Below are 25,910 nucleotides of genomic sequence, written 5' to 3' on the forward strand. Positions count from 1 at the left end.
CGGCGCCGGGCGGCCCCGGCGGGTGCGTCGAGCGGCGGCTGGCCGCCGCCCCGCCCGGCGACCTGGCCGGGCGCGCCCTCGCGCCGTACGCCGTGCTGCCGCAGACCGCCGACCTGGCCGCCCGCTGCGGCCTGCGCGCCGACCTGCCCGACGTGTGCGCGGTGCGCCGCGTGTCGTCCAAGACCTGGTCCAACGCGCTGGTGCGCGCCCTCGGGCTGCCCGGTGCGGGCACCACCGTCCGGTCCGTCGCCGAGCTGCACACCGCCGTCGCGGAGACCGGCGCCGCCGCGCCCCTGGCCGAGGACCCGGTGCTGGTCAAGGACCCGTACGGGGTGTCGGGGCGCGGCACCGTCGCGGTGTCCTCCCCCGGCGTGCTGCGCACCCTGGCCCGGGTGCTGGCCCGACAGACCGACCGCGGCGCCGACCTCGAACTGCTCGTGCAGGCCCGCTACGACCGGGTCGCCGACTTCTCCGCGCACTTCGAGGTGGCGCGCGGCGGCGCGGTGCGCTGGCGCGGCGCGCGCCTGATGGAAAACGCGGCGTTCCGCTACGCCGGTTCGCGGTCGCTGCCCGCCTCCCTGGAGCGGCGGCTGGCGGACGGCGGCTACCGCGAGGTGATGGAGGGCGTCGGCGCCGCGCTCGCCGCCGAGGGCTACTGGGGCCCGGTGTGCGTGGACTCCATGCTGCTGCGCGACGGCACGCTCGTACCCGTCCTGGAGATCAACCCGCGCATGTCCATGGGCCTGCTGAGCCTGCTGCACGCCGAACGCCTGGCCGGGCCGGGCGTCGCGGCCCGGCTGGCCGTACGGGCCGTGCGCGGGCCCGTACGCGCCGCCGGGCATCCGGTCGACGCGGTCATCGAGGCGCTGGCCGACCGGGGCGCGCTGTACCGGGCGGGCGGCACCGGCGTGCTGCCGCTGGCCGCGGGCCCGCTGCTGCCGCCGCGCGGGCGGCTGTACTACGCGGTGCTCAGCCGGGACGCCGAGCAGGAGCGGCTGCTGGACTGGGCCGTGGACCGGGTGCTGGACCGGCTGGTGAACCAGGCGGTCCCGGCGGCCCGGGCGGCCCCGGCGGCGCGGTCGGCCGGGCGCGCCGCCGGAGAGGTGGCCCGTGCCCGGTGAGCCCCCGGCCCCGCCCCTGGGCTCGGCCCCGGCCCCGGATCCGGCCCTCGACCGGCCCCCGGTCCGCCGCTTCGGCCTCGTCGGCGCCACCGGGATCGCCGAACGGGCCGTCCTGGCCCCGGCCGCCCGCCGCGACGACGTGCTCGTACGGGCGGTCGCGGCGAGCAGCCCGGAGCGGGCCGAGGCGTTCCGCGCCCGCCACGGCCTGGCCGTGGCCCACGCCTCCTACGAGGCGCTGCTGGCGGACGACCGCGTAGACGCCGTGTACGTGTCGGTGCACAACTCCGCCCACGCGCGGTGGGCCGTGGCGGCGGCCCGCGCGGGCAAGCACGTTGTGGTGGAGAAGCCGCTGTGCCTGGGCCGCCGCGAGGCGCACGCCGTGCTCCGCGCCGCCGCCGACAGCGGCGTGCACGCCGTGGAGGCGGTGATGACCGCCGACCACCCCTGGCAGGAGGCCGTACGGGCCCTGCTGGCCGACGGCGGTCTCGGCGAGCCGCGGGAGGTCGTCACGCACCTGGTCTTCGACCTGCCGCCCGGCACCGGCTACCGCTTCCGGCCGGAACTGGGCGGCGGCGCGCTGTTCGACACGGCGAGCTACTGGCTCCAGGCCCTCCAGGCCACCGTCGGCCTGGACGGCGCCGTCGCGAGCGGGCGGGCCGACTTCGACGGCCCGGGCGGCGTCGACACCACGTTCACCGCCCGGCTCGACTGGCCCTCGGGCCTGGCCGCCACCCTGCACGCGGGCCTGTGCGGGCCGCACCGCGCGGACCACGAGTACGTGCTCACGGCCGGGCGGGTGCGGGTGCGCGGCGTGCTGCGGCCCGCGGCCGGGCCGTTCCCGGTCAACGTGACCGTGCTGCCGGACGGCGGGCCGCGCCGCGTGCTGTCCTTCCCGGCCGCGGACTGCGCCGCCGGGCCGCCCGCCGCGTACTACGACACGCGGCTGGCGGCGCTGCTGCGGCTGCTGGACTCCCCGCCCGGCGACCACGCCGGGACGGCCCTGGCCGCGCGGCGGATCGCGCTCATGGAGGACGCCTACCGGGACGCCTACGACCGGTGGACGGCGGCCCGGCTGGCGCAGGCCGGTCTGGCGCAGGCCGCTCTGCGCCAGGCCGGTCTGGCGCAGGCCCGGTGGACGGCGGACCGGTCGGCGGCGTACCGGTGACCGCGCCCGCCTCGGCACGCCCGGGGGCGGCCTGCCGCCCCGCCCTGACCCGCGCGCAGCTGGCGCGGTTCGTGGCGCGGGCGCTCGGCCCCGGCACGACCGTGGTGTCCGCCCGCGAGCTGACCGACCCCGCGTCCGGCACCCGGAACGCGACGTGGCTGCTGACGCCGGACCGGGACGGCCCGGTGGTGCTCAAGGCAGGGCCGCCGCCCGGCACGCCGCTGCCCGCGCACGAGGCCGGGGCCCTGCGCACCGAGGCGCTGTTCCTTGAGCTGGCGGCCGGGGCCGCGCCGGTGCCCGCGCTGCGCCACGCCGGGTGCGACGGCGGCCCGCCGGGCGGCGGCCACGGTGACGTCATCGTCGTGTCGGCGCTGCCCGGCACCTCCTGGCACCGCGTCCGCGACCGGCTGCCCGCGCCCGAGCGGCGGCGGCTGCGGTACGAGCTGGGCGGCCTGGTGGCCGGGCTGCACCGGGTGCGCGGCCCCTGGTTCGGCCCCCTGCGCCCCGGCGCCCCTCGCTGCGGGTCCTGGCCGGACGCGTACGCCGCGATGCTCGACGCGGCCCTGGCGGACGCCGACCGCTTCGGCGCGGCCCTGCCCGCGCCGCCCGAGGCGATGCGGGCCCGGGCGGCGGCGGGACGCGCGGCGCTCGCCGAGGTGGCCGAACCGGCGCTCGTGCACTTCGACCTGTGGGAGGGCAACATCCTGGTCGACGGCACCGGCGGCCCCGGAGACGACCAGCCCCCCGAACGCCCCCGCGTCACCGGCCTGGTCGACGGCGAGCGGGCCTTCTGGGGCGACCCGCACGCCGACTTCGCCTCTCTCGCCCTGTTCGGCGGCATCGAGGCGGACGACGCGTTCCTGGCCGGGTACCGCGCGGCGGGCGGGCGCGCCGACCTCACCCCGGGCCTCCGCCACCGCCTGGCCCTCTACCGGCTGCACCTGTACGTCGCCATGCTCACCGAGCAGGCCGCGCGCGGCGTGGACGGCCCGGCGCACCGGGCGGTGGCCGCGCTGTGCCGACGGCGGCTGCTCGGCGCGCTGCGCGCGCTGCGGCGGGCCGGGGAGGCCGACCGGTGATCGCCGTGCTGACCTCCGGTGTGGCCCTGGGCGTGCACGTGCCGGGGCTGCTGCTGGCCCGGCGGCTGGCCGAGGCGGGCGTGCCGGTGCGCGTCGACGTGCTGGAGCGGTACCTGCCCGCCGCCACGCGCGAGCGCGTCCCCGCCGCCAAGCGCGCCTTCCACCGCGACTTCCGCCTCGCCCTGGCCGGGCAGCGGCTCGCGGCCCGCAACGGCACGGCGCCCGGCGAGGACGGCACGCGCGCGCTGCTGGCCGCCTGGCGCGCCGACGGCGTGGACCTGCTCGTGGTGCTCTCCGGCTTCTGGCTGCCGACCGCGCACCGGTACGCCGCCCGCCGCCCGGGCACCCGCGTGCACGCCGTGCACGTCGACTCGGTGGCCTCGCCGTCGTTCACCTCGGCCGCCTCGGCCGCCCCGGCCGCGGGCTGCCACCAGGACGTATGGCTGCTCCAGGAGCGGGCGGGCGGCATCGCCCGCACCGTCCCGGTGGGCCCGGCCGAACCCGTCCCGTGGTCGCGCCGGGAGCCGCGCCACCTGGTCCACGGCGGCGGCTGGGGCATGGGCACGTACGCCGCGCGGGCCCGCGAGATGCGCGCGGCGGGCCTGGCGCTGGACGTCGTCGCGTACGAAGCGGCCGACCTGCCGCCCGCCGGGGCGGCGGGCGCCGACCGGCACTTCATGATCGACCCGGACTGGCACCCCTGGCACGACCCCGGCTTCCCGCCGTTCGGCCCGGTGGGCCCGGACGGGAGGCCCGCCTACCGGCGCGGCACGGCGCACCACGAGTCGTTCCACCTGACGCGGCGGGCCACGGCGGTGGTCAGCAAGCCCGGCGGCGGCACCCTGATGGACTCCCTGGCCGCCGCCACCCCGGTCGTCCTCCTCGAACCCTTCGGCGCCCACGAGGCGCGCAACGCGGAGCTGTGGGAGCGGCTGGGGTTCGGCCTGCCGTACGAGGTCTGGCGGGCCGCCGGGTGGTCGCGGGCCCTGCTGGAGCCGCTGCACCGCAACCTGCTGGCCGCGCGGGAGCGCGCCGAGAGCTATCCGCTGGCCCTGGTCGAGGAGCGGACGCGATGAGCGAGACCAGCGCGCCGCGCGCGCGGGCAGCGGCGAACCCGACACGACCGGCGCCGAAGCCGACACGCCACCGCATGTCGCTCCCCCAGCGGGTGTTCACCCAGATCGACGCCGACCGGCCCGGCGCCTTCACCGCGTCCGCGATGACCCTGACCGTCCTGGTGGAGCTGACCGGCCCGCTGGACGCCGACGTGCTGGACGCGGCGTACCGCGACCTGATCGCCCGCAACGAGCCGCTGCGCTGCCGCCCGCTGCGCGGCACCCGGTGGATGGAGATGGCGCCGTTCGACCCGGCGGACGCGGCCCTGACCCGCCTGCCGCCCGGCGCCGCGCACGAGGCGGACCGGGAGCGCCTGGCGGCCCTGCTGGCCGCCACGCCCGTGGACCTCGACGCGCCGCCCCTCGTACGCGGCTACCTGCTCACCCGCGGCAGCACCCGCGGCCCGGGCCGCCACCTGCTGGGCCTGGTCTTCCACCACTTCGCCGTCGATCCGACGTCCCTGCGGCTGGCCGTGGCCGAGCTGGCCGCCGCCTACACCGCCCGCCTGACCGGCGGCCCGCCGCCGCCCGCGCCCGCGATGACGTACACGGCGTACGCGGCCCGGCAGGCCGCGCGGCTGGCGGCCCGCGCGGAGGCGGACCGCGCGGCCTGGCGGGAGGCGCTGGCGGGGACCGGCGTGCCGCGCTACCGGCGCGAGGTGCCGTTCGCGCCGGGCACGGCCGGGCCGGTCCGCACGCTGCGCACCGAGGTGCTGGACGCCACCGCGGCGGAGCGGGTGTTCGCCTGGTCCCGCCGCCACCGCAGCACGCCGTTCACCACCCTGCTGGCCGCGTTCGCCCTCGCTCTGCGCGCCCGCGCGTACGGTGAAGACCTGGTGGTCCTCACGGTCTTCGAGCAGCGCGACCACCCGGCCGTACGACGCCTGATCGGCCCGTTCATCCACCTGACCCCGATCCCGCTGCACGTACCGGACGGCCCGCCCGGCGCCGACCTCGTGCCGCGCGTGCGGACGGCGGTGGTGGCGGCGTACGAGCGGGCGCAGTACCCGCTGCGCGACGCCCTGGCCGCCGCGCCGCACCTGATGCCGGGGCTGCGCGGCGCCGAGCCGTCGTGGTTCCGGATGTTCGAGTACCTGCCCGCGCGGGACACCGGCGGGTACGCCTTCGGCGAGGCCACCGGCCGCGTCGTCCACTCGGCGGGCCAGGACGACGGCGGCGACCAGGGCCTGTTCCTGCGCGTACGGCGCACCGCCGAGGGCGCGCTGGTGGGTCGGCTGGCCTACGACGCGGCGGAGTTCGGCGAGGCGGGCGCGCAGTCGTTCCTGGCCGACTTCCGCGCCCGCCTGACCGCGCTGACGGCCTGACGCGCTGACGGCCTGAACCGGCCCGCCGCCGTAACCCGTCCGCTCCCGGCAGGTACGGACTCCGTCCCGAGGACGGTGAACCGGCCCCGGTGCCGTCCCGATTCGGCAACGGAACCGCGTCCGGGGCCACTTCGGCGGCGAACCTGGGAGGCAGGGAAAAGCCCGGGAGACTCCATGCCGCAGTTCACCGCTCTCAACGCCCGTTACCCCAGCGACCTGGCGCGGGTGACCGTGCTGCGCTGCTTCGGAATTCGCGCCGACACGGCCGGGAACACCTGGAAAACCAAAAGCAGTATTCCGTTTCTGGCGGTCATCCTCTCCCCTCTGACCATCGCCCTGGTGCGCCAGGCCCTGGGCCACTCCGCACCTCACGGGAAGGGCGCGTATGCCTTCTGGCTGTGCTACTACGTCGCGCTCGACCTCGCGATGGTCCTGGCCGCGTGGACGGCCTGCCGGGCCCTCCACCGGGCCATGCCGAGCCTCGACCGGATGCTCACCCGGCGAGGCAAGGAGGCGGTGCACGGCTGGATCGACCGGGGCGTGCAGCCGTGGCGCCAGGAGCGCTGGATGCTCACGGGCGCCGCGGGTTCCTGTCTGGCGCTGTGGGTGCTGTCCACCCTCCAGGAGGCGCCTTGGAGGTTACCCGTCGGCGCGATGTCCTACGCGACGGTCGCGCTGTCCGGCGCGGTGGGCACGAACGGCCTGTACTGGCTGATCCGCTCCGCACGGCTGTCCCGCCTCGTCACCAAGCGGGGAAACGTGAAACTGGCGTGGCCGTCACCGGCCCGGACACCCGGTGTCGAGGCCCTTTCCCGCTGGTACCGCATCGTGACCCTGTGGATTGTCGTCATCTCGACGGCCACCTCCGCGCCCCTGGTCTGGCTGTCCCCCCACATGGCACGCCACGGGGCGTACCTGGTCACCAAGTGGGTGCTGGCCGGAACCATGCTGGTGGCGATCCTGTCGTTCGGGCTCTACTCCCAGTGGCGGCTGTCGAAGGCGGTCCTGGACAAGCGCGGGGCGGTGTTGCAGATGCTGGCCCGGCGCCTTCCCCGGCAGCCCCCCGGTGACCGGCCGCTGACCGCGGACGAGGCGCAGGCCGTCGAGCTGTTCACCCAGGTGTCGGAGAGCCCGTCGGGAGTGATCAACGGCCAGACCCTGGCGTCGACGCTGCTGTCCGTGGCGGCCATCCTGGTCCCTCTCGCGGTGACGGCCCTCCTGCGGTGACCCCGCCGCGACCCGGGATGGGGGCCGGCAGCGGGTGCGGCGCTCCCCGCCGTACGGCGGCGGGAGCACCGCCCGACGCTCACTGACGCGCGTCGCGCTGCCGCACCTCCGGCAGCACGCCGGACACGGTGACGAAGTCGTTGTCCACGTGGAGCACGGTGTGCCCGTGGTGCAGGGCGGTCGCGCACACCAGGAGGTCAACGGCTCCCGCCGCGCGGTGCAGGCCTCGCTGCGTGAGCTTGTACTGCGCCGTGTCCACCCACCGCCATCCGTGTTTCGGGACAGGCGACAGGTGACACAGGGTCTCCAACTCCTCGGCCAGTTCGTCCCGGTGGGACGGCCCGGTGGCCGAGTAGAGGAATTCGGTCCTCGTGGGCTCGCAGATGTGGAACGCTCCGGCCTCGATATGCCCTTCCCACCCTCGCAGCGCTCCCGGCGTCCGGAACAGGTGCCACAGGGCGGAGGCGTCGGCCAGGTACGTGATCACTCGAACGCGGCCCGCCGGGCGTGCTTCGCGGCCTCGTACGCGGCAGCCGCCTGCTCGAACTCGCCCCGCTCGCCTCGGGCCGCCAGCTTCTCGGCGGCCTCCAGCCGCTTGACCCGGGCCACGTACTCCCGCAGGGCGGTGTTGACCGTCTCCTTCTTCGTCGTGGCTCCCATGAGCCGCATCGCTTCGGCCAGGGCTTCGTCATCGAGATCGATCTGGGTGACGGACACCTCTGCCACCTCCGGATACCCAATATACATGGCTCCGATACATCACCAACATGCGCTGGGCTGCCTGGAGGTCCAAGGAAGAGAAGGGCTGGCCAGGACAAGGATTTGGGCCACGTCAGATCGTCGCCTCTTCACCGGGAGGAAGATCTTCGAGGCGGACCTGGCCGTGCAGCATCTCCGCTGCACGGGCTCGCGAGATCGCCCCCCGCCGAAAGGCGGCAAGCACGGCATCCGCGTATGTCGGCGCGACCCTGATCGCGGACAGGTCGGCCTCCGGGACCCAGCCCAGGGCCTGCAAGAACTCGGCCCTGGTGGGGGTGCTGCCCGTCAGGGCCCGCCGTTCCGCCGAGTCGATGACTTCGGCCCGCTCCGCCTGGCCCAGTGCAAGAGTCCAGGAGACACGGTAGCGGGCAGCCAGCTTGATCAGCTGATCGCGGCTGCTTCCCGTCGAGGACCATGCGTCCGAGACAGCACTGACCGGGATCAGCAACTCCGCCGCGAAGACCTCGATCGCCCGCTCCCGCTCTTCGATCGAGGCATGAACACCCAGGTCATTCGAGTACGCGTCACCCATGACCATGTGACCGAGTTCGTGAGCGGCTGTCGCCCGGCGCCGCCCCGGTTCACCGCGCAGGCTGATCACCGACACGGCGACGTCTCCGTCGATCAACGAAGCACCGTCACCGGGAATCTCCGTCGCGAGCGGCCACTGACCGGCCGCGGCACACACCTCGGCCATCGAACCCAGCGGCCCGGCAGGTTCGCCTATCCGCTCCCGCACCCACTGAGCGGCCTGCCGGTAGGAGTCGATCCCGCTGACCGCATACGGATAGCTCCACAACGACTCTTGGGCGAGAACCCCGATTTCCAGGAGCTGCCGCACATCACGGAGCCAGGCGCCAAGGCATGCTTGGATGCGAAACGCGGACTTGGCCGCTGCGGACTCGTCCTCCTCCAGGAGAGGCTGCCGGTTGGACAACACCGGAGGCGGCGCGGCGAGGAAGTGGTCGACAGGCAGGCCCAGGACATCCGCCATGCGCGTCAGCTCAAGAGCGCCTATTTTCCGCGCTCCCGTTTCGATCTTGGATACCACTGTGCGCTCAAGCCCGACGCGCGCCGCGAAGTCACCCTGCGTGAGGTCGGCCGCACGTCGAGCCTCCCCCAGGCGGGCACCGATCTCCTGCCACCTCGTCTCGGATGCCATAGTGCGATTTTGGCACACTCCACCGCGGAAGGCAGGCTGCCGCGCCGGCGACCGGTCGGCGAAAGGCCCGCCGGTGCGGACCCTCGGCGCAGGCCCGGCAAAGGGCCCCGCTAGCCTGGGCTTGGGCCGCCGCCGCTCGTCACCGCGTACCGCGACGGCCGCCTCCGCTCCCGTCCCCTGCCCACCGGACCGCCCCGTGACCCTCCCCGCGCTGGTCGGCGCCGCCCGCGACCGTCCCGTCACCCTCGTGGTGTGCCGGGGATGCTGTTGCGGCAGTCCGCGCAAGCACCCCGGCCACGACCACCAGGGTCAGCTCGACCGGCTGCGGGCCGCCGCGGCCGACTCCGGCGGCCGACTCGCGGTCCGTACCACCGACTGCCTCGGACCGTGCGCCCACGCCAACGTCCTCGTGGTCCAGCCCTCCGGCGCGGGGCGGCGGCGGGGCGGGCGGCCGACGTGGATCGGCTGGGCCATGGACGACGCCGTGACGGACGACGTGCTGCGCTGGGCCGCCAGCGGCGGGCCGGGCGTGGCCGCTCCCCCGCCGACGCTGGAGTTGCAGGTCATCGACCCGCCCCGGGTGACCCTCACGCGCGGGAAGACCCGCACCCGCCGCTGAAAGCCGCTCACGGCGCCGCGAACGCCTCGCGGAGGAACGCGGTGACGTCCGCCAGCGAGGCCGCCCTCACGCCCGAGTGGTCGACGGACTCGTACGTCTTGTACGTCAACGGCTGCCCGGCCGCCTGGAGGTCGTTGGCCAGCCGCCGGGTCAGGAAGGGCGGGACCGTCTTGTCCGCCGCGCCCTGGGCGACGAGCAGCGGGCGGTCGTAGCCGGTCGTCGGCACGTCGAAGACCGGGCCCATCGCCTTGGCGTACGCGTCGTCCAGCGGCTTGGCGAGCAGCTGGCCGATGGTCAGGCCCTTGACCCGCTCGGCCTGCGCGCTGCCGCACAGCGTCTGCGCGTCGGTGACCACGTCCCTGCCCAGCGGGCTGAGGTACGGCCCCATGTCGAATCCGGGGTTGGACACCTGCACTCCCGCGAAGATGTACGACACCAGCCCGGTCAGGCCCGCGAGGATCGTGGTCTGCGGGGTGAACCGGGCGAAGATCTCGGTCAGGTTGGACGGCGGGGCGAGCGCCACCGTGCCGCGGAAGTCCAGTTCGGGCGCGACGCGGGTGGCGAGGTGACCGGTGAACAGGGCGGCGTGCCCGCCCTGCGAGTGCCCGATCACGGCCCACCGCTTGGCGAACAGCCCCGGGGCCAGCCTCCGCATGGCGCGCACGATGTCGATGGTGCCCTGCGCCGCCACCGCGCCGTCCAGGTACGGGTGGACGCCGGGCCCGCCCAGACCCGCGTAGTCGGTGGCCACGACCGCGTACCCCTGCTGGAGCCAGGTGCCCAGGTAGTCCTTGATGTCCGCCGACAGGGGGTTGGCCGAGGGCGCGCAGGAGTCGCCGAGCCCGGTGGTCCCGTGCGCCCAGGACACCACCGGCCAGCCACCGGTCGGCGCCTTGGTGCTCGGCGCGAAGACCAGGCCGCTCACGACCGTGGGCTCGCCGCCGACCGTGGTCGAGGTGTACGTGATCCGGCTGGCGATCCCGGCGCCCGGAGGCCGCCGGTCGGCCGGGAGCTGCTGCACGCTGAGGACCTTGGGCGGGTCGGCCGTCGCCGCGGCCACGGCGGCGCTGAGCGCGGCCCCCGGCCGCTCGGCGGCTGACGCGGCTGTTCCGGCGCCCGCGCCGGACGCGACGACGGCGAGGGCGACGGAGGCGGCCACGGCGACTCGGCGCAGACTCATGGCCGGACGATAGCCCGCCGGTCACCGGCCCGGAGAGGCGCCGGCGGAAATTGCTGGGCACGGGACAACTTCCGGCGGTCACCTTCTGTGTTTCCGGTGGCGCGAAGGGAAAATCCGCCGACCCGGACCGCCGCGCCCACGGGCCCGGAGTAGTCAGCACGCGCGCATCGGCCCGCCGCCAATTCACCTTGTGTGCGCATATCGCCCACGGCCGTTGACATGTCCCTGTGATCGCGAAAGCCTCCTGCCACCCCGTTTACCGCCGGTAGAGCGATTGGCAGGAGTACGCCCATGTTCACAGCGCTGCGACGGAAAGTCGCCATCGCTATGGCGCCGGTGCTCGTCGCCGCCGGCGCCGTGGCGGCCCTGGCCCTCGGCGGCCCCGCCGCAGGGGCCTCCGAGGGCTTCTACGAGCCGCCGTCCCCACTGCCCGCAGGCACGCACGGCGACCTGATCAGATCCGAGCCGGTGTCGTACGTGGACGGCAAGGCGCAGGCCACCCGGATCATGTACCTCTCCCAGGACAAGGACGGCCGTCCCATCGCGGTCACCGGCATGGTGCTCGTCCCCGACAAGCCGTGGACCGGGTCCGGCCCGCGGCCGCTGGTGGCGTACGGGTCGGCCACCGTGGGCCTGGGCGACGAGTGCGTGCTGTCCAAGACCATGGCCGGCGAGGGCCGGCCCGACCTGCTGTCCAACGCGCGCGGTGTGTTCGTCAACCCGCTGCTGGACAAGGGGCTCGCCGTGGTCGAGGTGGACTACGAGGGCATGGGCACACCAGGCGACCCCACGTTCATGATGCGCCTCCCGCAGGCCCACACCGTGCTGGACGCCCTGCGCGCCGCCCAGCGGCTGCCCGGCACCGGACTGCCCGCGGACGGCCCGGTGGGCGTCAGCGGCTACTCCCAGGGCGGCGCCGCCTCCGCCGCGGCGGCCGAACTCGCCGCGACCTACACCCCGGAACTCGACCTCAAGGGCGTCTACGTCGGCGCCGCACCCACCGAACTCGCCGCGATGCTCCGCCAGGACGACGGCGGTTACGCCGCCGCGGTCCTGCTGTTCGCCGTCGTCGGCGCCGACGCCGCCTACCCGGAACTGCACGTCGCCGACCTGTTCAACGCCAAGGGCCGCCGCATCCTCGACTCCATCCGCGACCGGTGCACGATGGAGGCGACCCTCCCCAACCTCTTCCTCAACACCCGGGACCTGACCGCCGACGGCCGCCCCCTCGCCGACGTCCTCCAGCGGGACCCGTACCGGCGCATCGCCGACGAGCAGCGCGTCGGCTCCGTCGCCCCCCGCGTGCCCGTCCTGATCCAACACCCGTTGGTGGACGACCTCGTGCCCTACTCCGTGGGCCGGAAGCTGTCCGACGACTGGTGCGCCCGCGGCGCCACCGTCGAGTTCCGCACCATGAACACCTTCCCGTTCCTCCTCGGGTCCCACCTCGCCGGCACCCCCGCCGCCGCCGCCGACTCCGTGGCCTGGCTCTCCGACCGCTTCAACGGCAAACCGCCGGTGAAGACCTGCGGCCCGTGGGGGCTGTGACGCGGCCGGCCCGGGTGCGGAGGCGCACCCGGGCCGTTCCGGTTCCGGCGGTCAGACCTGGCGGGTCGGCTCGCCGCCCTTGACGGTGGCGACGAACGAGCCCCAGGCACCCGGCGCCTGCGTGCGCGCGGACATGAAAGACACCGTGCCGGGTCAGATCAGCAGCTCTTTCACGAGGCCCTGAAGAGGCCCGGTGAGGCCGGGGTGGTCGCCGAGTCCGGCGCGGTGCAGCAGGCGGGCGGCGACGTAGAGCAAGGCCCGGCGGCCGTCCGGTGTGTCCAGGACCGGAAAGCGAGCGCGGACCTGACGGGCGAGTTCGGGGGCGGTGAGGCTGTAGCAGTACAGGGTGGCCGCGTCGGTGCCGACCGGGCCGCGCCCCCACAGCTCCCAGTCCAGGATGCCCAGCGGGTCGAGAAGGTTCGCCCAGTGCAGATCGCCGTGGACGGTCTCCCACCGCTCGACGCGGACCTCGACCGTGGGGCCGAAGACGGCCCGTACGCGCCGGTCGACCTTGTCCTGGTCGGTGCTGACGCGACCGGTCGGGGTGGCGGCAAGGCTCCGCAGAGCGTCGTGGAGGCGGGCCCACCACTCCTCGGCCGGGGCGAGTCCCGGCTGGGCGGTGTCGGTGGGCGAGCACGGCCGTCCCGGCAGCAGGGTCAGGACCTCGGCACGCTGACGGCGCCAGTCGCCCTCGGCCCACTCGTGGACGCCCAGCAGGCGCGGCTTCGGCAGTCCGGCTACGGCGTCGGCGTCGGCGTTTCCCGTCCAGGCGTGGCCCTGGGCCCACTGGGTCTGCTCGGAGACCACGCGCAGCCAGCGGCGGCCGTCCGGGGCGTCGGCGGGCGCGCCGATGGAGCGGTCGCGCCAGCCGAACACGGGCTCGGCGGTGACCGTCAGGCCGAAGTGCCGGGCGGCGCGCTGGAGGTTCTGTCGCATCCAGGTGCGGAAGCGGCGGTCGGCCTCGGCGATGTCGTCGGGTCGTGGAGATGTCACGGGATGATGTGGCGCAGGTAGGCGGTGGGGCCTGCCAGATAGCGGCGCCAGTGGTCGACCAGCTCCAGGTCTTCCCACTTCGACCGGTGGAAGCCCTGGGCGCCGACTTCGATGATGTCCGCTCCGGGTGTGCTGGCGAGGATGGGTGAATGGGTGGCGCACACCACTTGGGCGCCGCGTTCGCCCAGCTCGTGCAGAAGTCCCACGAGCTGCAAGCAGGAGGTGAAGGAAAGGGCGGCTTCCGGTTCGTCCATGACGTAGAAGCCGGGAGCGTCGAACATGGCCTGGAACATCGTGAGGAATCCCTCGCCGTGGCTCATGGCGCTGGTGTCCTGGTCCCAGTAGCCGGGCACGCCGCCCAGGTTCTCTGTCATCTGGAAGGCGGTCTCGGCCCGCAGGAAGAAGCCCTTCTTGTTGCGGCGGGGCCCGGCGAGCATCCGAGCCCCGGCGCTGGTGGTGTCGGCCCGCAGCACCTCTCCCAGGGGGGTCTTCACCGGGTCGGGGCGGCCACGGAGCCGGGCGAGCCGCCCGCCGTAGGCGTCCAGGGTGAAGCTCTCGGCGATTGCCTCCACAAGAGTGGACTTGCCCGAGCCGTTGTCGCCGACCAGGAAGGTGACCGGGTGGGTGAACCGCAGCCCGTCATCCAGAAGCTGGGCGACACAGGGCACCGTGAACGGCCACCGGCCGCGCGCGGTACGGTCTGGGGCCAGCGCTTCCGGTACGTACACCCGGTCGACGTACACACGGGCTCCTAGTCGTAGTTCGGCTGGCAGCCCCCGTTGGGCGTACAGGGGCCTGTTCCCGTCGGCCAGCACGAGGGGTCGCAAGCCGGGCCGCACGACGGCCCGCACTGCGGGTCGCACGGGTCCTTCTTTCCGTCACCGGCCACGACCGGCTTCCGGGCAGCGAATTCCGCCGCCAGACGGGACCGCACCTGCCGGACCTCCGGGCCAGCCAGGATATCGGCAAGGGCGGCATCCATGACGTTGCCTATCGGCAGCCACCGGGAGAAGACGCAGGGCCACACGGTTCCGTCCGGGGAAATGGCGATCACCCCGGAGGCGCAGCGTCCGCACAGTTGCGAGGCGTCCGGCTGACTCGTACGGACGCCACGCCCGACCTGGCGCAACCGGTCGACTCTCACCTCTTGGACGCCAAGGGCGGCAAGCTCCTGCCGGGCTTGCGGGGCCCGCTGCCCCTGCCGGATATCGATCACTCCGGCGCGCAGCGGGATACCCCGGGCAAGAGCCTCGGCGATGTTCGCTTTGGTGCGTGCGTGGCTGGGGCGCCCGGTGAGGGCGGCGTGCTCGGCAGGGTCGTCGGAATAGTAGCTGGTGGCCACGGACACCCCGTCCCGTTCCAGGACCGGCCAGACAGCGGTAGGCACGTGAACGAGATTGGAGAAGACCTCCACCCGCAGACCTCGGTCAAGGGCGTGACTGATCAGTTCCGGTAATGCCGGGTGAAGCGTCGGCTCGCCACCGATGAACTGGACCATGGACGCGCCGCAGTGGGCAAGCTGCCCGATCACGCGCTGCCAGTCGTGCGTTCCCATGGTTCCGTGGGTGCCCTGGGGGCCGGAATCCGCATAGCAGTGCTCGCAGAAGAGTTGGCATTTGCCCGTTATTTCCAGCCAAGCGAAACGCAGGTCGGACACTCGCCCCTCCCCTGTGGGCGGACGGAAGCCCACACCGAGCGAGACGATACCCACACTCCTGTAGCGGCATGCTCACTGAGCGTGCCAGGTGCCGAAACCTGTCCTGCCCGGCGATCCAACCATTCAGTTGGCGCCAGGTTGACAAGGTGACGGCGCCCCGCCTGCGGCTCGTGGGGAGCCGGAGGCGGGGCGCGGTCGCCGTGGGCGGTCAGAGCTGGCGGGTCGGCTCGCCGCCCTTGACGGTGGCGACGAAGGAGCCCCACGCGCCCGGGGGCACCAGCAGCGCCGGGCCGGTCGGGTTCTTCGAGTCGCGCACCGCGACCCGGCCGTACGACGCCCGCGTCAGGTCCGCGACCTCCACGCAGTTCTGCCCGTTGCCGCTGCTGTAGGACGACGTGAACCAGTCAGCGCCGGTGAGGTCCGGGGCGGCGATCACGCCGGGTGCTCCTCGCCCTTGACGGTGGCGACGAAGGAGCCCCACGCGTCCGGCGCCACCAGCAGCGCCGGGCCCGTCGGGTTCTTCGAGTCACGGACCGCGACCCGGCCGTACGACGCCCGCGTCAGGTCGGCGACCTCCACGCACGCCTGCCCGTTGTCGGTGTAGGAGGACGTGAACCAGTCGGCACCGGTGAGGTCCGGGGCCATCGCGGTGGTGATGTCGGCGGTCATTCGGTGATCTCCCGAGCTAGTCGGTGCAGGAACTTCGGGGTGTCCTCCGGAGGCAGGGCGGACCGCGACAGCGCGTCGAACTGCCGGGAGAACCGCCCGACCTCGCGGGGCTTGTCGGTGATGGACGTGGCGCCGAACGCCGCGTCCATCTGGACCGTCGTCGGCATGTTGCCGCCGAGGAGCAGGATCTGGAAGCCGTGGACGCACAGGTGTCCCCGCATGTTCTGCGGGAGGATCTGCACGGTCACGTGGTCGAGCGCGGCCAGCTTGACGATCTCGTCGTACTGCTCGCGCATCAGGTCGGTGTCGCCGACGACGTGCCGCAGCGCGGGCTCGTAGAGGACCGCCCACAGCCGCAGCGGGTCCTCCTCCCGCGTCACCGCCTCCTTCCGCTTCATCCTGATGCGGACGCTGTCGGCGATGAACTCGGTCGTCGTCTCCTCGATGGGCTTGCCGGTCTCGTGCCGCGCCCGCGCGTACGCCTCGGTCTGCAACAGCCCCAGCACGAGGCTCGGGTGGTACGCCCGCATCTCCTGCGCCGCCGACTCGATGCCGATGAGCCGGGACATGCCCGCGTGCATGTTCGCGGCGCCGTCCAGCCACCACTCCTGGCTGGAGGCGTCCCGCTGCGTCGCGACCAGCTGCTCGATCTCGTCCTCGTCCGTGATGCCGTAGCGGGCGAGCAGCTTGCGCAGGTCTCCGGCGCTGCGGAGGTCCTGGAGCCCGGTCTCGACCCGCTGGAGCTTGGTGTCGCTGAACGGAAGCCCCTTCGTGGCGTCCGCGAGGCTGAGCCGGGCCTTTTTGCGCCGCTCTCGCAGCGCGTGGCCGAGCGCGATTCGGCGTGCTGTCGGCCGGTGGGGTTGCGCCATGTCCCTGCCTTTCCGGTTGAAGTGACCGCAGCTCACGCCGATGTGCCAAGCATGGCACGGCTACTGAGCGCCGCACCAGCCCATGTGCGAGCCACGTCATATGACACTTTTTCACTGCGGGGGTGATTCAACGCCGAGTGTATTGCGTCCAGTTCACTTGATGCGCCACGGTTATGGAACTCCGAAGACGCGTACTTCGGAGTCAGAAAGGGGCGGCCTGTCCCTGCGCCCCCGTCGGGGACAGGCCGCCCGCCCAAAGCCACTGGAGATGGGCATGCCATTGCGTCGTACGTCTCGGAAATCGGCCGCTTCAGCGGCGCCGGAGACATCGGCCGTGGCCCGGTCTCCCACGGCCGCCGCCGAGTTCTGCGCCCGGTACGGCGACCCGGCCCAGTGGAGCGACGACGAATACGAACTCTTTTTCGACCTGGCCACGTGGAGGTTCCGAATTCAACCGGCGGAGAGGGCCGGTTGAACGGTCGGAAAACGTTTCTGCCATGGAAAAACCCCGCGACGTTGGCAGACGCCCGGGGCACGGCCACCAGCTGACGACAAGGAAAGAGCTGACGACGATGAGCAAACTTACCGGACGCTTCGCCGGTTTGGTGAGGCGGCTTTTCGGCCACCGGAGTCGGGGCCGCCACCGGGCCGGTACGGTCCCCGTCCCGGTCCTCCTGACGGCGGCGACCGTCGCGCTGACCGGGGCCGCAGGGGCCTGGGCCGCCTCGCCCGCCCCCGCCCCCGCGGGCTTCACGACCGTGACGAGGCCCACGCTGGACCTGTCCGATCTCCTGCGGGACCCGGCGGACGACGTGTTCTGGTCGGTGAACGGGCCGCTGGTGCGCGCGTTCGTCATCGCGCACGAGCGGGAACTCGCCGCCCGGGAGCGGGCCGAGCACGCCGCGCGCGTACAGCGGGCCCGAGCGAGCCGGGTCGAGCGGCGGGCGCAGCGGCGGCGCAGGCGGGACGCGTGGCTGGCCTCGTACGGCATCGACACCGGGCCGCGGTGCATCCACGGGATGGTGGTCCCGCGATGAGCCCGCGACGCGGTCAGCGGCCGGGCCGGGCGCGGCTGTACCTGGTCCCCGCCGAGCGGGAGTACGACGACGCGGGCGGCGACGCGGAGGCCGACCTGCGCGCCGCTGCCATGCTGGAGGCCGTGGCCAGGGCCACCGAGGCCGCCGACGTCAGCCGCGCCCACCGGCTCCTGCGCACCGCTCCGCCGCCGGGGGCGGAGCCGGGCGGGAGCTGGGGCCGGGCGCCGTTCGCGCTGCGGGAGTACGCCGCCGAGCTGACCGACGCCCTGCGCGACGTGCTCGCCGCCATCGAGTCCCGCGCGCCGCGCCTCGGCGAGCCCGCGCCGTACGGGCCGATCACGGCCGAGCGGCTGCGGATGGCCACCATCCTGGTCGGCCACATGTGGTCCGCCCTCGGCAACGAGCAGGTCACCGCCCACCAGATGCGCGTCATGAACCGCCAACTGCGCGAATCCCTCCGCGCGGCCGTCGCGGTCGCCGACGAACTCGGCCACCGGCTGGACGGCCCCGGCCCGGACGACGACGGGCTCCGGTGCCGGAAGGGCGGCACCACGTGACCACGAGCCGGGCGGCTTTCCCCGCCCAGGACGCCGTATGGTTCTCCGCCCCGTGCGCGGCGGCCGTACGCCCCCGCGACCGCGTCCCCGAGGGCCACGCCCTGTGCCGCGCCCAGGGCACCACCCGGTGCGGCTGCGCCTGCCACCACCGGCGCGCCGTCAGCCTCGGGCTGGTCATCGGCGGACCCAGCCCCCTCGCCGAGACCGCCGCCGAGACCGACCCGCCCCCGGAGCCCGAGCCCGACCCGGCGGACCTGGAGGACGCCGAGGAGCGCTCGCACCGCGAGGTGACCGCCGCGACGCCGGGTTCGAGCCGCTGGAACCGTACTCCGGCAACCTCTCCGACAGCTGGCTCAGCCAGTGCACCACCTGCAAGCGCACCCGCCGCCCCACCCTCAGCGACGTCATAGCGGGCCTGCGCTGCAAGCACGGCGGCGCCTACCTCCCGCCGCCTTGCTGAACGTCCGTCCTCGGGGTCTGTCGCCTGTCCGCGCGCCTTTCCGCCGCCTACTCCGAGACCTTGCTCTGGGGCGCCTGGTAGACGAGGTCGATGTAGTCGGCGTGCCTTTGGATCCACCCCTTGATGAACGGGCAGAGCGGCAGCACCTTGAGTTTCCTCGTGCGTACGTCGTCGAGCGCGGCGCGGGCGATCGCGCTGCCGACGCCCTGGCCCTCGTACGCCGGATCCACCTCGGTATGGGTGAAGACGATGAGTTCGTCGGTCAGGATGTAGGCGGCGAACCCGGCCGGCTCGCCCGCGACGCGGGCCTCGTACCGCTTGCTGTCCGGCCGGTCCTCGATGCTGATCTCTGCCATGCCGCCAGCATAAAGGCCGTCCTGGGCCGTCTCCCGCAGGCCACGCGCACGCGGCAGCGGGCCGGTGCCCGGGGTGGTCCCCCGGGCACCGGCCCGCTTCTGCCCCTGTCCCCCCTGTCCCTACGGGGCGGGGCGGTGCCGGAACGTCAGGCCGTGGTCGGGCAGTTCGGCGTGGCCGGCGTGCCCGCGAGGCGGTCGGCGATGAAGGTCATCGCGTCGGCGTTGCCCCGGCTGATCCCGGTGAGGTGGTCCGTCTCGTACGTCTTCCAGGTGAGGTTGACGCCCGCGGCGCAGTACGTGTCGCGCAGCTTGCTGGCCTGGTTGAACGCGACGAGCTGGTCCTTCGTCCCGTGGTACTGGAACACCGGAACCTTGATCGGTTCGGCGCCCAGCTTGTTCTCCTTCAGCCGCGCGCCCCACTCCTGGGTGGTGAGCGGGTTCTTGGCGAAGTAGTCCGAGTTCTGCTTGCCCGAGTAGTTCTTCAGCAGCTCGTAGACGCACGAGTTGTCCTGGAAGTCGGCGACCGCCGCCTTGCCCGCGTCGTTGAGGTAGCTGTCCATCTTCAGCTCGGGGTAGGCGTGGTCCAGACCGATCAGCGCGTTGAAGTACAGGCCGTAGCCGAACTTGCCGTTGAGCGGGAGACCGACCTGGACGAGGTCGGCGGGGACGCCGCCGGCGACGACGCCGATGAGCTTCAGCTCCGGCGCGTACGTCGGCTGGAGCTGGCCGGCCCACGCCGAGCCGCCGCCGCCCTGCGAGAAGCCGCGGAAGACGACCTTGGAGTCGGCGGACAGCTTCCCCTCGGGCAGCCGCTGGGCGGCGCGCACGGCGTCGATCAGGGCCGGACCCATGGCCTTGCCGGTCATGTAGGTGGTGGTGGGCTTGGGGTGGTAGCCCTCCCAGTCGGTCATGGCGACCGCGTACCCGGCGGTGAGCATGTCTTTGAGGGCCGCCTGCTCGTAGAACGAGCCGTGGTCGGTCTGGAGCGACGGCGCGCACTTGTACGAGGAGCCCTGGGTGCCCGGCGCGAAGCCGATCACCGGGAGCTGCGACGGATCGGAGACGGCCTTGGGCACGAAGACCATGCCGGTGACCGCGTTCGGCTTGCCCAGCGCGTCGGTGGACAGGTACATGATCTGCCAGGCGTTGGCGAGGCTGCGCGCGGTGGGCGGGCCGGCCTTCGCCGGGCGGGCCCGGATGATGTCGCCCGGCTTGCCCTGCGGCAGCGGGCTCGGCGGCGTGTAGAACGCGTCGTCCTCGGGGGTGGGCTTGAAGCCCGTCGCCGCGGTCGACTGGGCCGCGGAGTCGGAGGAGCCCGAGGCGGTGGCCGCGAGGCTCACGCCGGCCAGCAGGGCCAGCGCGACCGCAGTCGGCGCCAGCACCTTCCTGACCTTCCTGCCGTTCTCCCCGCGGTGGCGGCCGGAGTCCTCCGGACGCGAGCGGGGACCTATGTGCACCACTGCTCAAACCTCCAAAAGGCGCCCCGGCGTCGCCGGCGGGGCACCGTGTCGTTGCGACTCGTCGGGGCGACCTGCGCCGCTGGTGGGCGGGCCGGTCGCGCGGTGGGTGGGCTCGACAGTTCGTAGGGACGGAGGACAGGGGGACGAGGGGCACCGCCCGCTACTCGCGGCGGGCGATGATCCGGTAGGCGTTGGAGAACCCGGTGCGGCGGGTCAGCGGGGCGATGAGGTGGTCCAGGCCGTACAGCGCGACCATCACCGGTACGGAGGCGAGGAGCATGGCCCCCCGGAGCAGGCGCGCGCCGCGGCCGGGCACGGTGGCGCGCCAGGGCAGGTCCTCCCCCGGCAGCACGCGGTTCAGCTGGAACCACGCGGCGGCGGCGAGGTCCACCGGGATGTGGCACGCGGCGCGCTCGGTGGCGACGACGGTGAAGCCCTGGCTCTCCAGCTCGCGGCGCAGGTTGGCCATGGGCATGAGCTGGAGGTGCTGCGGCTGGAAGTACGGCAGCCACCAGCGGCCCAGCAGCTTCGCGAACCGCGACTCGGGGGCGGGCACCTCGATGACCAGGTGGCCGCCGGGGCGCAGCGCGGTGCGCGCGGCGGCCAGCTCCTGCTGGGGCTCCAGCGTGTGCTCCAGGTAGTGGAACATGCTGACCACGTCGTAGGCGCCGGCCATGTCCTCGACCAGCTCGGTGAACCAGCCGCGGTAGGCGTGCGATATCCGGCCCTCCTTGAGGGCCTGCTCTATGCTCTCGCCCATGTCGAGGCCGTCGAAGACGGTGTTCGGCAGCTCCTGCTTGGCGGCGGCGCAGAAGTGGCCGTTGGCGGCGCCGACGTCCAGCCACCGGGCGGGCTCGGCGAGGGTGCGCATCGCCTGCGCGCTGCCCAGGAAGCGCTTGACGCTGCTGCCGGACTCGAACATCTTCGCCGTGGTCTCGGTGCCCAGGCCGTCGTAGAAGTCCCGGTAGTAGAAGTCCAGGCCCTCCTTGCTCAGCCGCGGGTTCTGGAAGACGTGCCCGCAGGAGGCGCACTCGTCGAGCACGAACTCGCCCGGCTTGCCCTGGGTCAGGTCGCTGGTGCGCAGCCGCTCCCGCAGCGTGGTGCCGCCGCACCAGGGGCAGTCGGCCCGTTCGGGCAGGAAGAACCGATCGGTGCCGGCGGCGAGGTCGGCCTGGTAGGTGGCGCGCAGCTCGGCGACTTCCTCGGCTCGTCCCATGCTCGACGTCCCTTTCATGGCGTGGTCGGTCGCGCGGTCAACACCGCGCGGTCAGCTCTTCGAGGTGCTTGGCGGCGGCGGGCGCGCCGCCCGCCGCGCGGAAGGACTCGCCGACGCGGCGCGCGGCGGCCCGGTACCGCGGCTCGTCCAGCACGGCGTCCAGGGCGGCCCCGATCCGCTCCCGGTTGCCGTGGGCGAAGCGGACGCGCACCCCGGCGCCCGCCTCGGTGACCTGTCCGGCGACGACCGGCTGGTCGTCGCGGATGGGCGCGACGACCAGCGGCACACCGTGCCACAGGGCCTCGGCCACGGTGTTGTGCCCGGCGTGGCAGACCACGGCCGCGGCGTGCTCCAGCAGGGCGAGGACCGGCACGTACGGCCGGACCAGCACGTGCTCGTACGAGCCCGACTCGCTCAGGACGCCGCCGGGGTCGGCGACGACGGCCCGTACCCGCCCGGCCCGCTCCCGTACGGCGGCGGCGCACTCGGCCAGGAAGCGGGCGCCGGCCTCGGTGTTCGCGGTGCCCATGGTGACCAGCACCAGCGGCCGGTCCGGGGCCGCGTCAGCCGAATGGGCCGCGTCGAGCCAGGCCCAGGGGAAGTCCGGGTCGTGCGGCCGGTCGCCCAGGGCCGGGCCGACGAACTCCACCGGGCCGTGCTCCTCGCACGGGCCGGTCAGCTCGGCGGTGGAGAACGCCAGGGTCAGCAGCGGGGAGAAGCGCGGGTCGTTGGTCTTCGCCGGGTCGCCGATCCGCTGCCGCAGGTCCGCCAGCAGCTGCGCGGTCCAGTCGCCGACCTTGGGAATGCCCGCGGTGGAGCCGGTCATCTCGGCGGAGGTGGTGGCGGAGGTGGCGTACGGCAGGCCGTGCCGCTCGGCCACCAGCGCCCCGGCCACGGTCTGCTGGTCGGCGACGACCACGTCCGGCCGGAAGGTTTCGACGGCCCGCTCCACACCCGGCGCCATGGCCTCGGCGAGCGGCGCGAAGAACCCCTCCCACAGGAACTTCAGCGCCGCCACGCCGCGCAGCCCGGCCGGCCGCCCGTCGATGCTGTCCGGGCCCGCGCACTCGAACACGCGGGCGTCCGGGCCGGCGACGCGCGCCAGGACGCCCGGCCGGCCCGCCCACGCCACCTCGTGGCCCCGGGCGGTCAGCTCGGCGGCCACCGCGGCGGCCGGGTTGACGTGCCCGACCAGCGGCGGCACCACGAACAGGAAACGGCTCACCGGGCACCGGCCTTCCGCCCGGACATGCCCTCGTGGGCGCTGATCCACTCCAGCGCCAGGTCGCACACCTCGTCGGACGCCTCGACCAGCACGGAGTGCTTCTGGCCGGGCACCACGGCCACCTCGCAGCGCGGCAGCAGGTCCTCCAGCCAGGCGGCCTGCTCGGCGACCAGGCCCTCGCTGCCGTTGATGAGCAGCACCGGGCAGCTCAGCTCCCGGAGCTGGTCGTCGGTGAGGGTGCGGCCGGAGTGGATGTCGGTGGCGATGGTGGTGGAGGAGATGAGCGTGCCGGCCGCGCGCCCGAGCCGGGCGATGTGCGCGTCGTGCTGCGGGTCGCCGGAGCGGGTGGAGGAGATCGAGCCGTACTGCGTCACGAACCAGTCCAGCGCCTCCTCCGGCGGGCGCGCCTCGGTGGTCTCGTGCAGGGCGCCGGACATGGCGCTGGCCCACTGCGGGGTGGCCGGGCCGGACTCCACCACGACCACGGACGCGGTGCGGTCCGGCCGGTGCGCGGCGAAGTCCAGCGCCAGGGTGCCGCCGAAGGAGTTGCCGACCAGGTGTACGGGGTGGTGGATGCCGAGCTGGTCGAGCAGTTCGTCGAGGTCGGCGGAGAAGTCCTCCAGGGTGTAGCCGGTGCGCGGGCGCTCGCTGCGGCCGTGGCCGCGCAGGTCGTACATCACCGTGTCGAAGCCGGCGGCGGCGAAGTCCGGGGCGAGGGTGAAGTAGTAGCTGGCGAGGCTGTCGATGAAGGCGCCGTGGAGGAACACCACGGTGGGCGGCGCGGTGTCCGGGCGCGGCCGGGCGGGCAGCCGCTGGACGTGCAGGTCGACACCGTTCGCCGTGACTCTGGCCACTGTCAGCTCCCGTCCGCCGCGAGGAGGGCGCCGTGCACGTACCGGACGAGGCGGCCCACGCTGAGGGCGATGATCTCGTCCAGCTCCAGCTCGGCGATGAACTCGGCGAAGTTGACGGCCTCGCCGTAGTGCTCGGTCAGCTGCCCGGCGAGCGTGACGAGGTCGATGCTCTCCAGCTCCAGGTCGTCGCCGAACCGGGTGTCCATGCCGATCTCGATGTCGTCCAGCGGGTAGTCCTCCAGGATCACCTGGAGCATCCCGGTGACCTCGGCCAGGATCGCCTGCTCGTCGGGCACGGGAGGGGCGGCGGGGGTGGTGGTCCGCTCGCTGGTGTTCACGTGCTGCTCTCCTCGGTTCGCGTCGACTCGGTGTGCGGTGCCGCGGTCCATGCCACGACGTAGGTTCTGCTGTTGTGGGTGACCGGCGCGGCGCGCACGCGGTGCACGCCCTGCCGGGTGGCGACCAGCACCTCGGTCTCCCCCGCCGCGGGGTCCCCTGCCGCGGGGGCTCCGGCCCCCGGCCCCCCGGCCGCCGGTTCGCCCGCCTCGATGACGGCGAAGTCCCGGGGCCGGCCGAGCAGCCCCGTGCCCTCCGCCTTGGCCGCGGCCTCCTTGGCCGCCCAGAAGCGGGTGAACCACTCCTCGCGCGGGCGGCCGTCGGCCCGGCACCGGGCGGCGAGCAGCGCCCGCTCCTCCTCGCCGAGCGCGGCGGCGAGCGTGGCCTCGTCCCGGGGCGTGACCTCCTCGACGTCGATGCCCGCCCCCGGGCCCGGCCGGCCCTCGTCCCCGGGCCGGACCAGGGCCACCGCCACCTCGCCGCTGTGCGCGATCGACAGGTCCAGCGGCGGCAGCGTGCGGCCGTGCGTCCCGGTGGGGTACGGACGGCCGGACGCGTCGTTGCCGATGGCGATCTCGGCGGGGAACACCGGGCCCTCGCCCTGCTCCCACAGCCACCGGCGCACCGCGTCCTTGGCGGCGATGCGGCCGAGCAGCCACTGCCGCCGGCCGCGCGGCGGGCGGCGGTCGTACTCGGCGCGCTCGTCCGCGCCGAGGTTGGTTCTTATGATCAGGTCGCGGGAGGCCAGGTCGGGCCACGCGTCGCGCAGCAGGTTCCAGCCGTCCGCGCGCGGCTCGGACAGGCCGCGCCGGTCCGGGTAGCCGCCGTCCAGGCGGGCGTCCAGGCCCAGGAACCGGCGGTCCTCCCAGTCGGTGATACGCGCCCACACCCGGCCCTCGACGGTCAGGTCGGCGTCGCAGACCAGGGCGGTGTCGGTGACCGAGGTGATGCGGATGTGGCAGTGCACCGGCGTGCCGGGCGCCGGATGCGGCCCGTAGAAGCGGAACGCGCCCATCCGCACGGGGAACACGATGGTCCGCTCGGTGTACCGGGACATCAGCCAGTAGCCGAGGATCTGCCCGACGTTGTCCAGCAGGGCGCCGGGCGCCTCGGGCGCGGTGATGGTGCCGCGCACGTGCGCCGCGCCGATCGCGGTCAGCTCCGTCACGCCCTGGAAGCGGGGCCCGTGGAACATCCAGCGGTCGGTGTACAGCTGCTCGGCCGTGTGGTCCGGCCGCCGCTCGGCCGCAGGGTCGACGGGCCACGGCGCGGGCGGCTCCGGGTGCGCCGGGGCCAGCTCCACGCGGGAGCCGGCGAAGGCGCCGAAGTCCACCGCGTAGGTGCCCGGGCCTTCGGGCGTGGCGGTCACCGCCACGTCGTGCGCCGGGGTGGCGGCCACCCACTGGTTGAGCCGCACGTCGTGCACGGCGACGGCGCGCAGGCCGGGCGCGGCGCGCTCGGTGGCGTCCGCCATGTGCTGGACGACGGTGGTGGCCGGGACGACCGGGCGCCGGTCGGCCACGTCGGGCCAGCCGGGCCGCTGCGGGATGAAGCAGTGGTCGGCCAGGTAGGGCATGGTCTCCACGGACACGCGCAGCGTGCTGCCGGGCGCGGCCGGGCCTGGTCCGGCGGGTACGGCCGGGGCCGCGGCCGGTGCGGGCGGGGCCGGGGGCCGTACGGGCGGTACGGGCCGTACGGGCACGGGGGCGGCCGGAGCCGGGGACACCGCGCCGCCGCGGGCGGCCAGCATCAGGGAGGCGGCGGTGTGCGCCGTCTCCTCCAGCAGCGCGCCGAGTTCGGCCGCCGCCGGGTACCGCTCGGCCAGGCCGCTGAGCGCGCCGATCCCGCCCGCGCCCGGCAGACCCGCGCCCGGCACACCCGCACCCGGCAGGCCCGCGACGGCGGGCGCCGGGGCGGCGCC

The 25,910-nt window shown here is 74.2% G+C and carries 27 protein-coding genes; 10 read left to right on the forward strand and 17 right to left on the reverse strand.

Annotation, left to right across the window (positions count from 1 at the left end; genetic code table 11):
• The 6 genes from RKE29_RS11805 to RKE29_RS11830 form a co-directional block, all read left to right on the forward strand.
• Nucleotides 1–1,121, forward strand: a 1,121-nt coding sequence (locus RKE29_RS11805) for a hypothetical protein (protein ID WP_312005131.1), incomplete at its 5' end; no start/stop codon positions are given.
• On the forward strand, nt 1,111–2,286 hold the full coding sequence (locus RKE29_RS11810; protein WP_312005132.1) for a Gfo/Idh/MocA family oxidoreductase: 1,176 nt from the start codon (nt 1,111–1,113) through the stop codon (nt 2,284–2,286). The genes RKE29_RS11805 and RKE29_RS11810, both read left to right, overlap by 11 nt.
• Nucleotides 2,253–3,365, forward strand: coding sequence for an aminoglycoside phosphotransferase family protein (locus RKE29_RS11815; protein WP_312005133.1), 1,113 nt, complete (start codon nt 2,253–2,255; stop codon nt 3,363–3,365). Before RKE29_RS11810 ends, RKE29_RS11815 begins: the two co-directional genes overlap by 34 nt.
• Nucleotides 3,362–4,441, forward strand: coding sequence for a hypothetical protein (locus RKE29_RS11820; RefSeq protein WP_312005134.1), 1,080 nt, complete (start codon nt 3,362–3,364; stop codon nt 4,439–4,441). The genes RKE29_RS11815 and RKE29_RS11820 overlap by 4 nt, the downstream gene beginning before the upstream one ends.
• A gap of 74 nt (nt 4,442–4,515) precedes the next feature.
• A complete protein-coding gene (locus tag RKE29_RS11825; RefSeq protein WP_312005135.1) occupies nt 4,516–5,805 on the forward strand; it encodes a condensation domain-containing protein in 1,290 nt (429 codons plus the stop codon).
• Nucleotides 5,806–5,979: 174 nt separating this feature from the next.
• Nucleotides 5,980–7,032, forward strand: a complete 1,053-nt coding sequence (locus tag RKE29_RS11830) for a hypothetical protein (protein ID WP_312005136.1) — start codon at nt 5,980–5,982, stop codon at nt 7,030–7,032.
• A gap of 79 nt (nt 7,033–7,111) precedes the next feature.
• On the opposite strand, the gene RKE29_RS11835 is transcribed toward RKE29_RS11830, so the two are convergent.
• The 3 genes from RKE29_RS11835 to RKE29_RS11845 all read right to left on the reverse strand — a co-directional run bounded on the left by RKE29_RS11835 (nt 7,112) and on the right by RKE29_RS11845 (nt 8,953).
• A complete protein-coding gene (locus RKE29_RS11835; RefSeq protein WP_312005137.1) occupies nt 7,112–7,519 on the reverse strand; it encodes a PIN domain-containing protein in 408 nt (135 codons plus the stop codon).
• Complete coding sequence (locus tag RKE29_RS11840) at nt 7,516–7,749, reverse strand: type II toxin-antitoxin system VapB family antitoxin (RefSeq protein WP_312005138.1); 234 nt, start codon at nt 7,747–7,749, stop codon at nt 7,516–7,518. Before RKE29_RS11840 ends, RKE29_RS11835 begins: the two co-directional genes overlap by 4 nt.
• Nucleotides 7,750–7,864: 115 nt before the next feature.
• Entirely contained in the window at nt 7,865–8,953 is a 1,089-nt protein-coding gene (locus RKE29_RS11845) for an XRE family transcriptional regulator (protein WP_312005139.1), read from the reverse strand.
• A gap of 196 nt (nt 8,954–9,149) precedes the next feature.
• Here RKE29_RS11845 and RKE29_RS11850 point away from each other — a divergent pair, with 196 nt between their 5' ends.
• On the forward strand, nt 9,150–9,572 hold the full coding sequence (locus RKE29_RS11850; RefSeq protein ID WP_312005140.1) for a (2Fe-2S) ferredoxin domain-containing protein: 423 nt from the start codon (nt 9,150–9,152) through the stop codon (nt 9,570–9,572).
• Nucleotides 9,573–9,579: 7 nt separating this feature from the next.
• On the opposite strand, the gene RKE29_RS11855 is transcribed toward RKE29_RS11850, so the two are convergent.
• A complete protein-coding gene (locus RKE29_RS11855; protein WP_312005141.1) occupies nt 9,580–10,752 on the reverse strand; it encodes a lipase family protein in 1,173 nt (390 codons plus the stop codon).
• 291 nt (nt 10,753–11,043) lie between these two features.
• On the opposite strand from RKE29_RS11855, the gene RKE29_RS11860 reads away from it, so the two are divergent.
• Nucleotides 11,044–12,300, forward strand: a complete 1,257-nt coding sequence (locus RKE29_RS11860) for a lipase family protein (protein WP_312005142.1) — start codon at nt 11,044–11,046, stop codon at nt 12,298–12,300.
• Between the two features lie 153 nt (nt 12,301–12,453).
• Here RKE29_RS11860 and RKE29_RS11865 read toward each other — a convergent pair whose 3' ends face one another.
• From RKE29_RS11865 to RKE29_RS11890, 6 genes are all read right to left on the reverse strand, one after another.
• The gene (locus tag RKE29_RS11865) at nt 12,454–13,293 is read right to left on the reverse strand and encodes an aminoglycoside phosphotransferase (RefSeq protein ID WP_312005143.1); all 840 of its coding nucleotides are present in this window, start codon (nt 13,291–13,293) and stop codon (nt 12,454–12,456) included.
• Nucleotides 13,290–14,036, reverse strand: coding sequence for an AAA family ATPase (locus tag RKE29_RS11870; RefSeq protein ID WP_312005144.1), 747 nt, complete (start codon nt 14,034–14,036; stop codon nt 13,290–13,292). Before RKE29_RS11870 ends, RKE29_RS11865 begins: the two co-directional genes overlap by 4 nt.
• Before the next feature lie 8 nt (nt 14,037–14,044).
• The gene (locus RKE29_RS11875; RefSeq protein ID WP_312005145.1) at nt 14,045–14,950 is read right to left on the reverse strand and encodes a radical SAM protein; all 906 of its coding nucleotides are present in this window, start codon (nt 14,948–14,950) and stop codon (nt 14,045–14,047) included.
• Between the two features lie 208 nt (nt 14,951–15,158).
• The gene (locus RKE29_RS11880; protein ID WP_312005146.1) at nt 15,159–15,386 is read right to left on the reverse strand and encodes a DUF397 domain-containing protein; all 228 of its coding nucleotides are present in this window, start codon (nt 15,384–15,386) and stop codon (nt 15,159–15,161) included.
• A complete protein-coding gene (locus tag RKE29_RS11885; RefSeq protein ID WP_312005147.1) occupies nt 15,383–15,619 on the reverse strand; it encodes a DUF397 domain-containing protein in 237 nt (78 codons plus the stop codon). Before RKE29_RS11885 ends, RKE29_RS11880 begins: the two co-directional genes overlap by 4 nt.
• Nucleotides 15,616–16,488: a helix-turn-helix transcriptional regulator gene (locus RKE29_RS11890; RefSeq protein ID WP_312005148.1), complete on the reverse strand. Its 873-nt coding sequence runs from the start codon at nt 16,486–16,488 to the stop codon at nt 15,616–15,618. Before RKE29_RS11890 ends, RKE29_RS11885 begins: the two co-directional genes overlap by 4 nt.
• Nucleotides 16,489–17,246: 758 nt before the next feature.
• Between RKE29_RS11890 and RKE29_RS11895 the strand changes: the two genes are divergently transcribed.
• The gene (locus RKE29_RS11895; protein WP_312005149.1) at nt 17,247–17,525 is read left to right on the forward strand and encodes a hypothetical protein; all 279 of its coding nucleotides are present in this window, start codon (nt 17,247–17,249) and stop codon (nt 17,523–17,525) included.
• The gene (locus RKE29_RS11900; RefSeq protein ID WP_312005150.1) at nt 17,522–18,082 is read left to right on the forward strand and encodes a hypothetical protein; all 561 of its coding nucleotides are present in this window, start codon (nt 17,522–17,524) and stop codon (nt 18,080–18,082) included. Before RKE29_RS11895 ends, RKE29_RS11900 begins: the two co-directional genes overlap by 4 nt.
• A gap of 507 nt (nt 18,083–18,589) precedes the next feature.
• Here RKE29_RS11900 and RKE29_RS11905 read toward each other — a convergent pair.
• From RKE29_RS11905 to RKE29_RS11935, 7 genes are all read right to left on the reverse strand, one after another.
• The gene (locus RKE29_RS11905; protein ID WP_312005151.1) at nt 18,590–18,898 is read right to left on the reverse strand and encodes a GNAT family N-acetyltransferase; all 309 of its coding nucleotides are present in this window, start codon (nt 18,896–18,898) and stop codon (nt 18,590–18,592) included.
• A 146-nt stretch (nt 18,899–19,044) separates the two neighbouring features.
• Nucleotides 19,045–20,280: a lipase family protein gene (locus RKE29_RS11910; RefSeq protein ID WP_312005152.1), complete on the reverse strand. Its 1,236-nt coding sequence runs from the start codon at nt 20,278–20,280 to the stop codon at nt 19,045–19,047.
• A gap of 238 nt (nt 20,281–20,518) precedes the next feature.
• The gene (locus RKE29_RS11915; RefSeq protein WP_312005153.1) at nt 20,519–21,574 is read right to left on the reverse strand and encodes a methyltransferase domain-containing protein; all 1,056 of its coding nucleotides are present in this window, start codon (nt 21,572–21,574) and stop codon (nt 20,519–20,521) included.
• Nucleotides 21,575–21,611: 37 nt separating this feature from the next.
• On the reverse strand, nt 21,612–22,799 hold the full coding sequence (locus RKE29_RS11920) for a glycosyltransferase (protein ID WP_312005154.1): 1,188 nt from the start codon (nt 22,797–22,799) through the stop codon (nt 21,612–21,614).
• Nucleotides 22,796–23,653: an alpha/beta hydrolase gene (locus RKE29_RS11925; RefSeq protein WP_312005155.1), complete on the reverse strand. Its 858-nt coding sequence runs from the start codon at nt 23,651–23,653 to the stop codon at nt 22,796–22,798. The genes RKE29_RS11920 and RKE29_RS11925 overlap by 4 nt, the downstream gene beginning before the upstream one ends.
• Nucleotides 23,654–23,655: 2 nt before the next feature.
• Nucleotides 23,656–23,910: a phosphopantetheine-binding protein gene (locus tag RKE29_RS11930; RefSeq protein WP_312005157.1), complete on the reverse strand. Its 255-nt coding sequence runs from the start codon at nt 23,908–23,910 to the stop codon at nt 23,656–23,658.
• Between the two features lie 77 nt (nt 23,911–23,987).
• Nucleotides 23,988–25,910: 4'-phosphopantetheinyl transferase superfamily protein (locus RKE29_RS11935; protein ID WP_312005156.1), on the reverse strand; the 1,923-nt coding region annotated here is incomplete at its 5' end.

It is taken from the genome of Streptomyces sp. B1866, from assembly GCF_031932565.1.
Classification (GTDB): Bacteria; Actinomycetota; Actinomycetes; order Streptomycetales; family Streptomycetaceae; genus Streptomyces.

Bases quoted from the DNA above. Each gene is read 5' to 3' on its own strand.
- RKE29_RS11915 (WP_312005153.1), bottom strand. From the start codon at position 21,574: ATGGGACGAGCCGAGGAAGTCGCCGAGCTGCGCGCCACCTACCAGGCC.
- RKE29_RS11830 (WP_312005136.1), top strand. From the start codon at position 5,980: ATGCCGCAGTTCACCGCTCTCAACGCCCGTTACCCCAGCGACCTGGCG.
- RKE29_RS11825 (WP_312005135.1), top strand. From the start codon at position 4,516: ATGTCGCTCCCCCAGCGGGTGTTCACCCAGATCGACGCCGACCGGCCC.
- RKE29_RS11855 (WP_312005141.1), bottom strand. From the start codon at position 10,752: ATGAGTCTGCGCCGAGTCGCCGTGGCCGCCTCCGTCGCCCTCGCCGTC.
- RKE29_RS11905 (WP_312005151.1), bottom strand. From the start codon at position 18,898: ATGGCAGAGATCAGCATCGAGGACCGGCCGGACAGCAAGCGGTACGAG.
- RKE29_RS11900 (WP_312005150.1), top strand. From the start codon at position 17,522: ATGAGCCCGCGACGCGGTCAGCGGCCGGGCCGGGCGCGGCTGTACCTG.
- RKE29_RS11890 (WP_312005148.1), bottom strand. From the start codon at position 16,488: ATGGCGCAACCCCACCGGCCGACAGCACGCCGAATCGCGCTCGGCCAC.
- RKE29_RS11860 (WP_312005142.1), top strand. From the start codon at position 11,044: ATGTTCACAGCGCTGCGACGGAAAGTCGCCATCGCTATGGCGCCGGTG.
- RKE29_RS11845 (WP_312005139.1), bottom strand. From the start codon at position 8,953: ATGGCATCCGAGACGAGGTGGCAGGAGATCGGTGCCCGCCTGGGGGAG.
- RKE29_RS11930 (WP_312005157.1), bottom strand. From the start codon at position 23,910: ATGCTCCAGGTGATCCTGGAGGACTACCCGCTGGACGACATCGAGATC.
- RKE29_RS11885 (WP_312005147.1), bottom strand. From the start codon at position 15,619: ATGACCGCCGACATCACCACCGCGATGGCCCCGGACCTCACCGGTGCC.